Genomic DNA, 14337 nt, shown 5'->3' on the forward strand with positions numbered 1-14337 from the left:
CCTCACGCTACGCGTCCACCGATTTCGCTGGACCGGACGCCGAATCCGTCAGTTCCGCACCAGATCTTGGCAGGTGCCACTGCCGCCGACGCACGTTATTCGTCATCAGGGGGTGGATACCGCGCAAATCGGGCGCCCACAGGGTCGGATGTGCGGCTTGCGGTGAGGGCTGCGCGTGCAGCCAACTCGGCGTGCGGTTTTCTCCAACTATCTGTGCGCTCGAGTGCATGACTGGTCGGTGAGTGCGTGTACATACTCGTGATGCGGGTCACAACTGACCACAGTAATCGGGTGCAGACACCCTCGAGCGCTTGAAACAAGCGCAATCGACTCACCCGGAAATCCCGTGTCACACACACCGACGCGTCCGACGCGTCAGCAGGAGGAGATCTTCCATGAGCAAGCGAATCGCCATCGTCGGAGCCGGCACCGCCGGCCTGCACCTCGGTCTGTACCTGAACGAGAAGGGCATCGATGCAACGATTTTCACGGATCGCCGCCCAGAGGAGTACGCGAACGTCCGGCTGCTCAACACGGTCGCTCATCACTCGGTGACCACCGTTCGCGAAGACGCTCTCGGCGTGAATCACTGGCCGAACGACGGCTACTTCGGTCACTACTACTATGTCGGGATCCCGGGCATGCCGATCCGTTTCTACGGCGACCTGGCCAAGCCCAGCCGTGCGGTGGACTACCGAATCCTTCTGCCCACGCTCATGCAGGACTTCCTCGACCGCGGTGGAAGGATCGAATACCGCGACGTCGGCGTCGACGACCTCACCGATCTGTCCGACGCGTACGACCTCGTCGTGGTGGGCACCGGCAAGGGCGGGCTCGGCCAGAAGTTCGCCCGCGACGAGCAGAGTTCGCCATTCGCGGATCCACAGCGCCAGCTGTGCGTCGGCTTGTTCAAGGGTATCGCCGAACCGGAGACACGCGCCGTCACCTTCTGCATCTCCCCCGGCGCCGGCGAGATGATCGAGATTCCCACTGTCAGCTTCAACGGCCACTCGACGGCCCTGGTGTTCGAGAACCACATCGGTGGTGACCTCGAGATCCTGGCCAAGACTCGCTACGAGGACGACCCGCAGGCCTTCCGTCAGCTGATGATCGACAAGCTCCGCAAGCACTACCCGATCACTGCAGAGCGGCTCGACGAGGACGAGTTCGACGTGGCCAACAGCCACCTCGACATCCTGCAGGGCGGTGTCACCCCGGCCGTGCGGCACGGTCACATCAAGCTCGACAACGGCAAGCTCGCAGTCCTCCTCGGCGACGCCCACGCCACCGTCGACCCCGTGTTGGGCCAGGGCGGCAACATGGCGTCCTACGCCGCGCACGTGCTCGGCGAGGAGATCACGAACAGCGAGGTGTTCGACGAGCTGTTCTGCGAGCGCGTCGACGCCCGCCGGGCGAACAGGGTTCTCGGCGCCACTCGCTGGACCAACTTCATGCTGACCAACCTGCGGGAGCTGCCCAACGACTTCGTCGAGTTCCTCGGCCGAGTCGCGATGGACCGCCAGCTCGCCGACCGGTTCACCGACAACTTCAACTACCCCGAAACGCAGTGGGACATCTTCTCGAGCCCGGAAAACATGGTCGCCTGGATCGAGGCGAACGAGACCGGCGCGGAGGAGACCGAGCGCCCTTTCGCCCAGACGGGAGCACAGTCATGACCCGCGCGGCCGAAGCTCCCCCCGCGCCCGAGGTTCTCTCCGCGCCGGTGGAGGTCGCCGCCGACTCGACTCAGTTCCGAAACTCGGTCGCGCTGTTCGCTACCGGCATCGCGGTAGTGACCATGCAGGACGGTGAGGGCAGTGTGCACGGCGCCACCATCAACAGCTTCACCTCGATCAGCCTCGACCCGCCGACAGTGATGATCTCCCTCAAACCCGGCTACGCCCACGAGCTGATCAGCAAGAGCGGCTGGTACGGGGTAAGCGTGCTGAGCAAGACCCAGCAGGAGCACTCCCGATACTTCTGCGGCACCCGCGACAGCGACTGGCATCCCCAGTTCGTCGCCGGCGAGAACGTGCCCACCCTGTTCGGCAGCCTCGCCCGCTTCGAATGCAAGGTCATCGACACGATCACCGTCAACGACCACACCCTGTTCCTGGCCCGAGTGGCCCGGTGTGAATCCGAGGACGGCTCACCGCTGATGTTCTTCGCCAGTACCTACCACCAGCCGGCGCTGGGCGAGAGCTGACGTCAGTAGTCCCGGGCGGCCGCTGACGCGATTTACCCACAAACACCTGAGATACACGGAGAAACCATGAAAACGCTCGAACGGAAGATTTACGGACACGGAGTGCTGATGATCCTCAGCACGCTGATCTTCGGGTTGTTCCTGTGGATGAACCTCGTCGGCGGCTTCGAGATCGTTCCGGGGTACATCATCAACTTCAACATCCCCGGAACCGCAGAAGGCTGGGCGAAGGCCCACGTCGGGCCGGCACTCAACGGCATGATGGTGATCGCCATCGGCCTGGTCCTGCCGAAGCTGGCGTTCCCACTCAAGACCGCCAAGAAGCTCGGGTACATCATCGTGCTGGACGGCTGGGGCAACGTGTGCTTCTACTTCTTCAGCAACTTCGCCCCCAGCCGCGGCCTGAGCTTCGGCTCGAACCGCCTCGGTGAGACCAACATCTTCGGCGTCCTCGCTCTGGCCCCGGCCTACGTCTTCGGTGTCCTGGCGATCGGCGCACTGGCCATCATCGGCATCAAGGCCCTGCGGCAGACCGACGCCGAGGATCGTTCCATCGAATCGGCAAATGCCTGAGATCACCTTCACCGAGCGGATTCGACGACTCGGGTCCCGCTTCACAGCCCCTCGACCTACCCAGAAAGAACTCGCGATGACCACTGCAGACACCCTGCCCGGCGTCGGCACACCGCTGCCGGCCGGGACCCCCACCCAACTGTTCCTCAACGGCAACTGGCAACCGGCCTCCGACGGCGGCGTCTTCACCAACATCAACCCCGCCACCGAACAGGTCCTGGCCGAGGTGTCGGCCGGAACCCCCGACGACATCGACGTAGCCGTCCGCGCGGCCCGAGCTCAGCTGGGCGGCCAGTGGGGCGCGACCCCCGGAGTTGTGCGCGGACAGATCCTGAACAAGATCGCCGATCTGATCGAGCGCGACATCGACATCCTCGCCACACTCGAGGCGCTCGACGTCGGCAAGCCGGTCGGTCAGCCCAAGATGCTCGACGTCCCCAATGCGGCCGCCACCTTCCGGCACTTCGCCGGCTGGGCCGACAAGATCACCGGATCCTCGATCCCCACCGCCGGATACTTCGGCAAGCCCACCCACTCGTTCACCGTCCGGGAACCGGTCGGCGTCATCGGAGCGATCGTCCCGTGGAACACCCCGCTGATGATCGCCGCATGGAAGCTCGCCCCAGCCTTGGCCTGCGGCAACACCGTGGTCGTCAAGCCGCCGGAAGAAGCCCCGCTCTCGATCCTGCACCTGGGCAAGATCCTCGAGGAAGCCGGCCTGCCCGCGGGCGTGGTCAGCATCGTGCCCGGTAACGGTGCCGTCACCGGCAACGCGCTCGTCGAGCACCCCGACGTCGACAAGATCAGCTTCACCGGTTCCCCGGCGGTCGGCCGCCTGATCCAGCAACGGGCAGCGGCGACGTTCAAGCGCGTCACCCTCGAACTCGGCGGCAAGTCCCCACAGATCATCCTCGACGACGCCGACGTCCAGGCCGCCGTGCAGGGCACCGCCATGGGGTTGTTCTTCAACCAGGGCGAGGTCTGCGCCGCCGGCACCCGCGTGTTCGTGCACCGCTCCCTCTACAACGACGTCGTCGACGCGCTAAGCGGGGCTGCCGACGCACAGGTTCTCGGAGATCCGTTCGATCCGTCGACCACGCTCGGTGCGCTGGTCAGCGCCAAGCAGCGGGACACCGTCCTGAGCTACATCGAACTGGGCAAGAAGGAAGGCGCCCGCGTCGCCGCCGGCGGCACCCGACCCGATCACTCCGGCTTCTTCGTGCGGCCGACGATCTTCGCCGACGCCAACAACGACATGACCATCGCGCGGGAAGAGATCTTCGGTCCCGTCGGCACCGTCATCGCGTTCGACGACCCGGAAGAGGCAATCCGCCTGGCTAACGACACCCAGTACGGCCTCGCGGCCAGCATCTGGACCCGCGACGTCTCCCGCGCCCACACCCTGGCCCGCCAGGTGCGTGCCGGTGCGGTGTGGGTCAACGGCTGGGCTGCCATCGACCCCGCACTGCCCTGGGGCGGCATGAAGACCTCCGGCATCGGCCGGGAACTCGGCTACGCCGGCATCCTCGCCAACACAGAGGAAAAGGTCGTCACGATCGTCCTCTAGACCGACCGGCTGGTTGATCCGGACCTCTCCCCGTGGCGGGTCAACCAGCCGATTCCCCTGTAGTCCCCCATCTCTCGGAGTAGCCATGAACGCACCTCGCATACGCACCGACCAGCCCTGTCTGCAGCTGAAGGGAGTGGTTAAACGGTTCGGGAACACCACCGCGGTGGGCGGGGTGGACTTGCAACTCGCACCCGCGCGAATCCTGGCCCTGCTCGGCCCCAACGGTGCGGGCAAAACCACCACGATCGAGATGTGCGAAGGGTTCACTGCGCCGGACGAGGGGGAAATCTCCGTACTCGGGTTGAACCCGAGCACCGACGCCGATGCCCTCCGTCCCCGCATCGGGGTCATGCTCCAAGGTGGCGGTGGCTACCCCGGAGCCCGAACCGGGGAGATGCTCCGGGTCGTCGCCGGCTGCGCTCTCGACCCCCTCGACCCGGAATGGCTGCTGCAGACCCTCGGGTTGGCGGACGCCACCCGCACACCGTTCAAACGTCTCTCCGGCGGCCAGCAACAACGCCTGTCCTTGGCGTGTGCGCTCGTCGGCCGGCCCGAGCTGGTCTTCCTGGACGAACCAACCGCCGGACTCGACCCGCAGGCACGCCATGTGGTGTGGGAGCTGATCGACAGTCTTCGTCGCGACGGTGTCGCTGTCGTGCTCACCACCCATCTGATGGACGAAGCGGAAGCTCTCGCCGACGAGGCCGTCATCCTCGACCACGGACGAATCGTGGCCGCCGGATCCCCGGGCGAATTGGTCCGACGCGGAGCCGAACAGCAGGTGCGTTTCACTGCACTACCGGGCCTGGACCTTTCGACCTTGCAGACGACTCTGGCGGGCACCCACCGGGTTGACGAAACCAGCCCCGGCTCCTACCTGATCGAAGGCCATTTGAGCCCGCAGCTGTTAACGACCATCTCCACCTGGTGCGCTGGGATGAACGTGCTCATGACCGAATTGCAGGTCGAGCAACGCAGTCTCGAGGACTATTTTCTCGACCTGACCGGGCGGGAGATGAGCTACCGATGAGCACCCTCTCCCCCGGCCCGATGTTCACCGCCGGCACCTTCGCCCCCGCACCGCGACGAAACACCGCTCCGGCCATGCTCGCCGCCCTGACCCGACTCGAAGCAACATTGCTGCTCCGCAACAGCGAACAACAGCTGTTGACGATGATGCTGCCGGTCACCTTCCTGATCGGACTGACCGTCCTGCCGATCGGAACTATGCCCCACCCCCGCATCGACACCGTTTTCCCCGTCGTTCTCGCGGTGGCGATCATGTCCACCGGGTTCACCGGCCAAGCCATCGCCATCGGATTCGACCGGCGCTACGGCGCGCTGAAACGGCTCGGCGCCAACGCCATCCCCAAATGGGCGATGATCACCGGCAAGAGCGCCGCGGTCGTAGTCGTGGTCGCCCTGCAAACGTTGCTACTCGGCACGATCGCGGCAGTCCTCGGCTGGCGACCGAACCTACTGGAAATGCTCCTCACTGCCGCAGTGATCACCGTCGGCACCGCTGCTTTCGCCGCGCTCGGGTTGTTGCTCGGCGGCAGTCTACGTGCTGAAATCATTCTGGCGCTGGCGAATATCCTCTGGTTCTTGCAGCTGGGATTGTGCTCGATCGCGACGCTGCCCGGCACCTCTTCCACGGTGCAGAACCTGGTCGAGCTCACTCCCGCCGGCGCCCTCTCAGACGCGCTGCACCAGGCGAACACCGGCAGCCTCGCACTGTCCAGCCTCATCGTTATGGCGGTGTGGGCTTCTGCTGCAGCAGCTTTGGCGCGACGAACGTTCACGTTCGCCTGAGCTTGTCCGCTCTGGGCCGCAGCTACGTCATTACCTCTGGGAGAGTGGCGATCCTGAGGAGCCCTTCGGTTCGGAATCGTCGCACAATCCGAGCGCAAATTGACAAGACCGGACCCCGTCGGATGACAGAAGATGTGAGTGCCATCACAAAGCGGGGGCTCGAGTGGCGTACACCGCACCTGTTGGCGCGCTCAATTCTTCTGCAACGTAGACGAAATCCCCGTGCCTGCACCGAAGTCTCTGGAGACCAGGGACTTCCGACGCGAAACCCGCCCCCGAACTACACAGTGACCAGCTCGACAACGAGTTGGCGAAACACAAAAGGAGATGAGATACATGACCGACAAGCTGAAGTTCTTCTCGCAGGAGTGGTGTGACGCCGCACGCGAGGCTGTCAACGCCAACCCGGACGTCCTCGCTGGATTCAAGGACGCATCGTCGTTCACCAACAAGATGGAATTCGGCGTGATCGGCCGCGACGACGTCGCCAGCCACCTTGAGTTCAAGGAGGGCAAGGTCGTCTCCTGGTCACCGCGCGTCTTCGACCAGAGCGAGCTGTGGCTGGTCATTAACGGCAGCTTCCAGACCTGGCAGACCGCGGCCGCCGGTGAGGAAGAGGGCGGAAAGCTTCTGATGAAGGGCCTGATCAAGTTCGCCAAGGGACCGATGTCCGCGGCGATCGAGAACGCCGGCGCCCTCAACGCGTTCCTGCGCACCTGGGGACAGATCCCCACCGACTGGGACGTGTAGTCGACCTCCGTCAATTCGCTCACACCAGTTAGCCCCTCGCGCGGGACTCATGTCCTGCTGGAACGAGTCCCGCGCGGGTCCGAACATCCGAACCCTCACCGAACACCATGCTTGGAAAGGCCTTGACCCATGACAACCGTCGAGAAGGGCTACGCCGTCACGATGTACGACGGCGAGGACGCTAACGGCGTCGCCGGTATTGTCGGGATGCTGCTTGGGCAGAATCTCGAGAACTTCCCCTCCCGCGTGAAGTTCGCGCGTCGCATCTCCCGGCCGGTATCGATCTACAGCACCGACACCGAGACCGCCTGCACCATCATCTTCGGCAGTGACGAGGCCGTCGTCTACAACGACATCGTCGGCAAGCCCGCCGTCACGGTGATGGCGACCGTCGATCAGATCCTCGACGTCTCCCAGTTGCCGATGAAGGCCGGTGGTCTGGTGCCGGTCGGATTCTTCACCGGCCGCGGTGTGTCCGTTCTCGGGGAAATCCTCGAGCACAAGCTCGTCGTCAAGGGACTGCTGACCCACACCGTGACAGCGCTACGCACGATCGCGTTGGTCTCGGTCGTCGACGCATGACCGCGCTCTCGGGCCGAGGGCGCCCGTCAAGTCACGCCCTCGACGATCGCACCGACGTCTTCGAGTTGCCCTATGTCGGTGACCCCGAGGCATTCGAACCGGATCCGCCGCGGGCGTCGGCGAAGATGAACATTGCCCGCGGGCTGCTCGTGCTCGCGTTGATCCCGATTGGCGCGTTGTACCTGTATCCGCGGATCTACGATCTGACGGCGACGCCGTACCGGCTCGATCAGGCAGTGGTCTCGGCAGGTAATTACAACCCCGCGCTCGACCAAATCGTCGAGCACGAGAAAGTCACTCTCGCCGCGTTCGATTCGCTCGAGAAGATGAAGATCTCGCTGGCGAGTGTGCTGAGCACCGACGCGACGGTGACCGCGGAACTGAACACCTTGACCGGGCAGATCAGCGGCGACGTCCAGGCAACCCTGAATCAGGCCGGGGCGAACGTGACCGACCTGGTCGCTTCCCTCGATACCTTGACCGCGCACATCAATTCGCTGCAGCCCGCGGCCGACGGCGCCACTGACGCCGTTGCCGGCAACCGGGCCACCTTGGACGCGATCCTCGACGACGCACGCTCGACCGCCGAGAAGGTCCACAGCGCCCGCCTGTCCGCCGAAGAATCCGCCAACGATTTGTCCGGAAAGTAGGAGATGTACCCGTGATTTTCTTCGGACGCCGCGGCGGTCCGGCCCGATTGGTGCTGTCGGTCGTCGCGGTTGGCGTGCTCGGCCTGCTCGCGTTCGTGGTGTTCAACCTCAACACCCGACTCGACAACCAGCAACGGGCCAACGAAACCAGTATCACCGCCTCCTCAGCGATTGTCGACGTGAACGACCGGCTGACCAACCAGCTGCAGCAGCTGACCGAGCTCACCCACACCGCGCAGAACGCGCTCGACTCCACTGCGGCGCTGGGTCCGTTGCTCGTCAAGCTGGACGAGGCGATCTCCCCCGCCGCGCAGATGCTGGCCAGTAACACCGAAGGGGCGCAGCTGACCAATGATCAGCTGACGAACATTCAGGGCATCCTCGGCGAGGTGCAGAACACCGTGGTGCCGCTGGTGGAATCCGCCCGCGCCTTCGGCGATCAGGGCCAGCAGCTGTTGGCCGTCGTGCAGGGCCTGGTCAGTGACCTGCAAGGGTCGGTCGCTGCGGCGCAGACCATCAACCAGATGCTGCCGCTGCCCGGCTGATCGACCTTCCCCTCCCCTTTGAACCGACAACCGATCGATGACTGGACGTGACATGAAGATGGGCACCGACCTGCCGGACGAGGCATATCCACGCCGCGGCCTGGCCCGATTCCAGCGTTTCGATGTTCCCGCATCAGCGCTGCCGTACCGCAAGGGCGTGATACCGCAACGCCCGGATGTACCAGCGACCGCCGTAGCCGGCTCGAATGGTTTCACTGTGGCCACCGAATGGATGGGCCGGTTGGCCGCGGTCCTGGCCCTCGTCCTGTTCGCACTGGTCCTCATGGCCATCCACAAAGGCCAGCTCGTGCAGGACAGTGCCCGCACCATCGTGGACAATTTCCGGACGACCAACGGTTACTTCGCCGACCGCGCCGACCTGACCGCGCCGGCGACCGCCCGCAAGCAACTCGACGAACTCGCCGGGGTACTGGCGGATCTCAACACGGCCACCGCGACCGATGTCGATCATCTTGCGGCGCTGCTGCCGGACGCGCGGGCGTTGCTTGCCGCCGGGCAGGGTGACACCGCGATCGCCGGGCAGCTCGAAGGTGTCGCCACCACCCTGCAGGGATCGGCTGCCTCCCTGCACCAGATCTCCGGGGACGCCAACACCACGGTCTCCGCTGTCGACAACGAACTCACCACGGCCATCGACCTGGTCAACCAGCTCAACCGTGAGCTCACCCGCACAACCAACAAGCTGGCGCTCATTCCCGCCCAAGACGCCATCATTCCTGCACCCGGAGGCAACTGAATGATCACCAAGAAGGCATGGCTCGGGGTCGTCCTCGGTCTCGGCGTGGCACCGGCGGTGCTGCTGTGCGCGGTCAACGGGTTCGTTCCCGGTCTCGACGACGTCGTCGACCCTCTTGGTCGGCCGTCCCAGCTCAGCCTCGAAGTCATCGACTCCGCCGGACAGTTCGACACCCTCACCGGCATCCTCGTTCCCAAGCACACCCAGCTCTCCGGAGACATCCAGACCCTGGGCCCGCTGGCCGACGACCTCGAGGGTCTCACCGACAAGGCCGGCGAACTATCCGGGCAGGCGAAAACGCTCAACTCCTCGACCGGCGACGTCAGCACGATCGCCAAGCCGCTACCGGACCTGGTCGCGAACGTGACCGGTCGCGCCAATCAGGCCGCCCCCACCGTTGCGGGACTGTCTACCGCCGTCGGGTCGGTGACCACCCAACTCGAGGCCGTCAACGAAGGTCTGACGACGGTCGGAGGCACTCTGAGCACCCTCGGCCCGAAGGCCACCGCGATCGCCGCGACCCTGGCGAACGTGGAGGAAGAAGCACGCCACGTCCAGGAGATGGGTCCGCTGCTCGCAGTAGTCGGACCTCCCGTCAACTCCCTCAACCTCCCCGCACTCGGTGTCGCAACCACTCCCACCCCGTAACGCTCGCCGCGGCCACCCGGCCGCACACGAGTGAAAGGCAGAACACAGACGATGTTTCGGCTCTCCTGGGCAATTGCCGCAGCCTCCACCATCGCGCTCCTGTGTGGCATCTTGATCGTCACAAGGGACCTCGCCATCACCAACGACATCTTCAAAGACGGTGTGGTACAAGCGCAAACGGTGGACAAGACCACCAACGACGCACTGGTGGGTGCGAAAGAGCTTCCTCCCGCCAACGCCGCCATCAACCAGGGCCTGCCCGAGGTGGTGGGAGTCCTGGACTCCCTGACCCGCGCCGACCAGACACTGGGCGATCTCGGCACCCAGCTGGCATCTCTCGGTGACGCTCTGAAGGCCGCCGACGCCCCCCTGGGCGGGATCATCGACGCCGGCGCGGCGGCGACGGATCAGGCCAACGCCGCCGCAATGCCGGCCGAGCAGATCGTGCACACCCTGGCCGACGCCGATGGCAAGGTGCAAGCTTTGGCTCCGCTGCTGGACCAGTCCCTCGCCCTCGGGCAGGAAATCGACTCGAAGCTGCGGATCGCGCTGATCTTGCCCGTGATCGGGGAGTAACCGGTGGGGCGGTAACACCGGACCCTCGCTCGTGCTCGTCGGAGGAGCACGAAACGAGACCGCACCTCACGCATCAACCATCCGAAGTACGACGGAGAACGACATGGATCCCTACGATCAGGCCCTGCTCGAGCACACCTTGCGGTGGTGCAACTACGGGGGCGGTGACGAACACATCTTCCCCGAGTTCGGTCTCACCCCGGAAATGTTCTATCGGCGTGTCCTCGCCGTGGTCGACACGCGCAGTGACCTCGAGTTTCCCGCCAAGCAGTACCTCCGCGCGTACTGCACCGAGAAGGTCACCAATTCCGCTCGCCGACGCAGGACCCACCCGTTCGGCCTTTGACAACCGGGGATCATCACGCCGGGGCGGATCCTCAGGATCTATGGTCTGCCACGGCTGCGGCTACTAGCGTCGCCTATAACTGCCGCACCCCGCGACTTCTTCATCGAGGGAGCGCCATCGTGACCGAACGTCAGTTGCGCCGACATCAGGTGACGCCATCGCTCCGACACGTCCTCCGGGCAACGTCGCGGCGTGAACCCGACCTCGATCGTTTGTATCCGAACGCCACAAAATGGAGGTGGAAGTTATGGAAACCCTGCAGCGAAAGATGGCCGGCCACGGCATCTTGATGATCTTCTCCACACTGATCGCGGGGCTGGTCCTGTGGGCGAAGCTCCTCGGAGGATGGGAAGTTCGCCCCGGCAAGATCGTCAAGTTCGACGTCCCCGGAACCGATGAGGGGTGGGCTCGCGCGCACACCGGCCCAGCGCTCAACGGCATGATGGTCATCGCGGCCGCGTCGGTGATGCCCCACACCGGCTTGCCCACCAAGACCGCGAAACGTCTCGGATGGATCGTCGTTGCCGACGGTTGGGCGAATGTCCTGTTCTACTTCGCGTCGAACTTCACCGAGAACCGGTCGCTGAGTTTCGGCCCGAACAAGCACGGCAAGCAAAACATCTTCTCGACCATCGGACTTCTGCCCGCATACGTGTTCGGCGTCCTCGTCACCGTCGCGATGCCGATCATTGGTTGGAAGGCTCTGAAGAACAGCACCGCGACGAGCAAGGTTCTCGAGCAGATCTGAAGTCCACACCCGCGCTCAGCCCTAGCGCAGGTCAAGTATCAGGAGTTCCGTGGGCGCCGCCCGAACCGGCCGGCGCCCACGCCTCTCGATCGCCCCCCGAGCACCGCTCTCAGCTTCGAACAAGACAAAAGCAACGATTGTCGTGGATCCCCAGACGACTTCATTGGTCAAAACGAGCTTCACATCCATCGGAGCGTCTCCCGGGGGCGAGAACGCGTTCGCGCGATCCTTTTACGCCGTCCTGTTCGCCGCGCACCCTGAAATCCGCCATTACTTTCCGGCCGCCATGGACATGCAACGCGATCGACTCATGCGGGCCGTCGGGTACGTGATCGACCGACTCGACACACCGGCCACCGTTCTCTCGTTACTGGCCCAACTCGGATGCGATCACCGCAAGTACGACGTCACCGAGGAACACTACGGCGCCGTCGGGGAAGCGCTCGTCACCACGCTGGCGGGCCTGGCGGGACCCGAATTGTGGACCGACGAGACCGAGCAGGCATGGCGCAACGCGATCGCGCTGATCGTCACCACCATGACGGAAGCCGCCGACGCGGAGCCTGGCCCACCGACGTGGGTGGGCGCCGTGATCGACCACCGCCGAGTCCTCGACGACCTCGCCATCGTCCGCCTCGAACTCGACCAGCCCATGCCCTACGCCCCCGGCCAGTACGTCAGTGTCCAGGTACCCAGCCGGCCGCGAATGTGGCGCTACCTCTCGTTCGCCACCCCACCTACCTCCGACCGGATCGTCGAGTTCCACGTCCGCCGGGTATCCGGTGGCTGGGTCAGCCCGGCGATCACCGGAGAAGCCCACGTAGGTGACACCTGGCTGATCGCTTCTCCGCTCGGCGCCCTCGGTGCGCGGCAGAGGCCCGGCCGAAGTCGGCTGATGATCGCCGAGGGAACCGGAATCGCGCCGTTGCGAGCGCAGCTGATAGACACGCCTCGCCTCGGCGACAATCCCCGGACCCACCTGTTCTTCGGCGGCACGTACCCACACGATCTCTACGACCTCGATCTCCTCTGGGCAATGTCCCGGACAGGTCCGTGGCTCACTGTCGTTCCGGCCACCGAGAACAGCGACAATCCGTGGTGGTTCTCGGGAACATTTCAAATTCCTGATGCGATGCACGATCGGCTCGTCGGCCAGATCGGAGGTGTCGTGGCCGAGTACGCGGACTGGACCGACCACGACATCCAGGTCGTCGGCTCGCCCTCTATGGTTCACACCACCAAATACCGGTTGATGGCCGCCGGCGTCGAATCCGACGACATTCACCACGACCCCCTGTACTGAGAACCTCGCAGCCGCGTGTGGGAGCGTGCACCAGCCTGCGTAACTGCTGACACACGAAGACAGTGCCCGCGGACGTCGGCCGGCCGCTAGGGCTTCACGTCTATCCGGACTGCCTGATATCCGAGCTCCGGCATCCGGGTAGGTACCGGCTCGCTGACCAACGTGAGCGCTGTGGAGCCGTCGAGGATGGCGTCGAGGCCCACACTGATGATCCCGCGGGCCAGATGCATTCCGACGCACTGATGCCGGCCGACTCCGAAGCCGAGGTGTTGCGCGATGTTGTCTCTGTCCAGCACGAACTCGTGTGGGTTGTCGAAGACGGCCGGATCACGATTGGCTGCCGCATAGACCAGGGTGACCGGCTCGGTGGGTGTGATCGTTGTCCCCCGGATCGTGGTCTCGCGGCTGACTGTCCGGGCGAAACCGCGATAGGGAGTGAAGAGACGGATGTATTCCTCCGTAGCTGACGATCGGAACTGGCGGTTGCGGCGAAGTTGCTCCTGCAGTTCGGGTTCGGTGGCCAGATGTTTGGCCATGGAGCCGATGAGCAGTGGCGGCGCCACCATGCCCACTACCAGCGATTGGCGGATAGCACCGATGACGAGGTCGGGCTCGAGGGGCTGACCGTCGACGCGTTCGCTCAACAGCGAGCTGGCCGGGTCCGCTGTGACGTCCCGTGGGTTGCTGGTTCGGTCGTCCACCAGCCATCGAGCGACCTGGTACATCTCCTCGCTGAATCGGGTGACCTGGTCCGAGTCCCGGTTCCGCCATGCGTCGACCCAGGCTGTTGCTGTGGTGGCAAGCCATTCGACACGCTGCTCGTCGAGGTTCAACCACGTTGCTGCGGCGTACGCGGGAAGCAGGGTTCCGAAGGATCGGGCGATGTCCTGGTCCGGGCCATCGACAAAGTCGGCGAACAGCGCAGCGGCACGGAGACGAAGGGCCTGGACGATCTGCTCGACCCTGGTGGTGGACAGGGTCCTGAGTAGTGCACGTCGGAACGGCGTGTGCCGGGGTGCGTCGAAGTTGAGGGGCGGTCGTCGGATCCCGCGTGGATCGCTGGGGACTACGGCTTTCACGGAGGAGATGAAGAGATCCGAGTCGACCGCCGCGTCGCGTACGTCGTCGTAGCGTGTCAGGGCCCAGTATCCGCCGTAGTCGGAGGTGTGGGCGACGGGACAGTTGGCTTGCAGATCCTGATACACCTTGAATACGTGGTCGGGATCGTCGTTGCCTTCGATGCTGAAATCGTCCCTGGTGGTGGTTCCCAT

At 64.6% G+C, this 14337-nt stretch carries 17 protein-coding genes; 16 read left to right on the forward strand and 1 reads right to left on the reverse strand.

Going from position 1 to position 14337, the window contains the following annotated elements:
• Positions 1-395: 395 nt before the first annotated feature.
• The 16 genes from styA to RJ1_RS08600 all read left to right on the forward strand — a co-directional run bounded on the left by styA (position 396) and on the right by RJ1_RS08600 (position 13066).
• Positions 396-1676: a styrene monooxygenase subunit StyA gene (gene styA, locus RJ1_RS08525; RefSeq protein ID WP_073359522.1), complete on the forward strand. Its 1281-nt coding sequence runs from the start codon at positions 396-398 to the stop codon at positions 1674-1676.
• Complete coding sequence (styB, locus tag RJ1_RS08530; RefSeq protein WP_073359523.1) at positions 1673-2206, forward strand: styrene monooxygenase NADH-dependent flavin reductase subunit StyB; 534 nt, start codon at positions 1673-1675, stop codon at positions 2204-2206. The genes styA and styB overlap by 4 nt, the downstream gene beginning before the upstream one ends.
• Before the next feature lie 66 nt (positions 2207-2272).
• Entirely contained in the window at positions 2273-2779 is a 507-nt protein-coding gene (styC, locus tag RJ1_RS08535) for a styrene-oxide isomerase StyC (RefSeq protein WP_073359524.1), read from the forward strand.
• 76 nt (positions 2780-2855) lie between these two features.
• Complete coding sequence (gene styD / locus RJ1_RS08540; protein WP_073359569.1) at positions 2856-4346, forward strand: phenylacetaldehyde dehydrogenase StyD; 1491 nt, start codon at positions 2856-2858, stop codon at positions 4344-4346.
• An 85-nt stretch (positions 4347-4431) separates the two neighbouring features.
• Positions 4432-5379 carry an ABC transporter ATP-binding protein gene (locus RJ1_RS08545; protein ID WP_073359525.1) on the forward strand — a complete coding sequence of 316 codons (948 nt, stop codon included), beginning with the start codon at positions 4432-4434 and terminating at the stop codon, positions 5377-5379.
• 74 nt (positions 5380-5453) lie between these two features.
• Complete coding sequence (locus RJ1_RS08550; protein WP_378380906.1) at positions 5454-6161, forward strand: ABC-2 transporter permease; 708 nt, start codon at positions 5454-5456, stop codon at positions 6159-6161.
• Between the two features lie 336 nt (positions 6162-6497).
• Positions 6498-6911: a hypothetical protein gene (locus tag RJ1_RS08555; protein ID WP_073359527.1), complete on the forward strand. Its 414-nt coding sequence runs from the start codon at positions 6498-6500 to the stop codon at positions 6909-6911.
• 129 nt (positions 6912-7040) lie between these two features.
• Entirely contained in the window at positions 7041-7493 is a 453-nt protein-coding gene (locus RJ1_RS08560; RefSeq protein ID WP_073359528.1) for a hypothetical protein, read from the forward strand.
• Complete coding sequence (locus RJ1_RS08565) at positions 7490-8143, forward strand: flagellin family protein (RefSeq protein ID WP_073359529.1); 654 nt, start codon at positions 7490-7492, stop codon at positions 8141-8143. Before RJ1_RS08560 ends, RJ1_RS08565 begins: the two co-directional genes overlap by 4 nt.
• 11 nt (positions 8144-8154) lie before the next feature.
• Positions 8155-8688 (forward strand): hypothetical protein, encoded by a 534-nt coding sequence (locus tag RJ1_RS08570; RefSeq protein ID WP_073359530.1) that lies wholly within the window; start codon positions 8155-8157, stop codon positions 8686-8688.
• 52 nt (positions 8689-8740) lie between these two features.
• A complete protein-coding gene (locus RJ1_RS08575; RefSeq protein WP_073359531.1) occupies positions 8741-9445 on the forward strand; it encodes a hypothetical protein in 705 nt (234 codons plus the stop codon).
• Positions 9446-10093 (forward strand): hypothetical protein, encoded by a 648-nt coding sequence (locus RJ1_RS08580; RefSeq protein WP_073359532.1) that lies wholly within the window; start codon positions 9446-9448, stop codon positions 10091-10093.
• A 51-nt stretch (positions 10094-10144) separates the two neighbouring features.
• Positions 10145-10669: a hypothetical protein gene (locus RJ1_RS08585; RefSeq protein ID WP_073359533.1), complete on the forward strand. Its 525-nt coding sequence runs from the start codon at positions 10145-10147 to the stop codon at positions 10667-10669.
• Between the two features lie 103 nt (positions 10670-10772).
• Complete coding sequence (locus tag RJ1_RS08590; protein ID WP_073359534.1) at positions 10773-11015, forward strand: hypothetical protein; 243 nt, start codon at positions 10773-10775, stop codon at positions 11013-11015.
• A 247-nt stretch (positions 11016-11262) separates the two neighbouring features.
• Positions 11263-11763 carry a styrene-oxide isomerase StyC gene (styC, locus tag RJ1_RS08595; RefSeq protein ID WP_240319859.1) on the forward strand — a complete coding sequence of 167 codons (501 nt, stop codon included), beginning with the start codon at positions 11263-11265 and terminating at the stop codon, positions 11761-11763.
• Between the two features lie 142 nt (positions 11764-11905).
• Positions 11906-13066, forward strand: coding sequence for a globin domain-containing protein (locus RJ1_RS08600; protein ID WP_073359535.1), 1161 nt, complete (start codon positions 11906-11908; stop codon positions 13064-13066).
• An 86-nt stretch (positions 13067-13152) separates the two neighbouring features.
• Here the strand turns inward: RJ1_RS08600 and RJ1_RS08605 are convergent, their stop codons facing one another.
• Complete coding sequence (locus tag RJ1_RS08605) at positions 13153-14337, reverse strand: cytochrome P450 (RefSeq protein ID WP_073359536.1); 1185 nt, start codon at positions 14335-14337, stop codon at positions 13153-13155.

Origin of the sequence: Rhodococcus jostii NBRC 16295 (assembly GCF_001894825.1) — a bacterium.
Taxonomy (GTDB): domain Bacteria; phylum Actinomycetota; class Actinomycetes; order Mycobacteriales; family Mycobacteriaceae; genus Rhodococcus_F; species Rhodococcus_F jostii.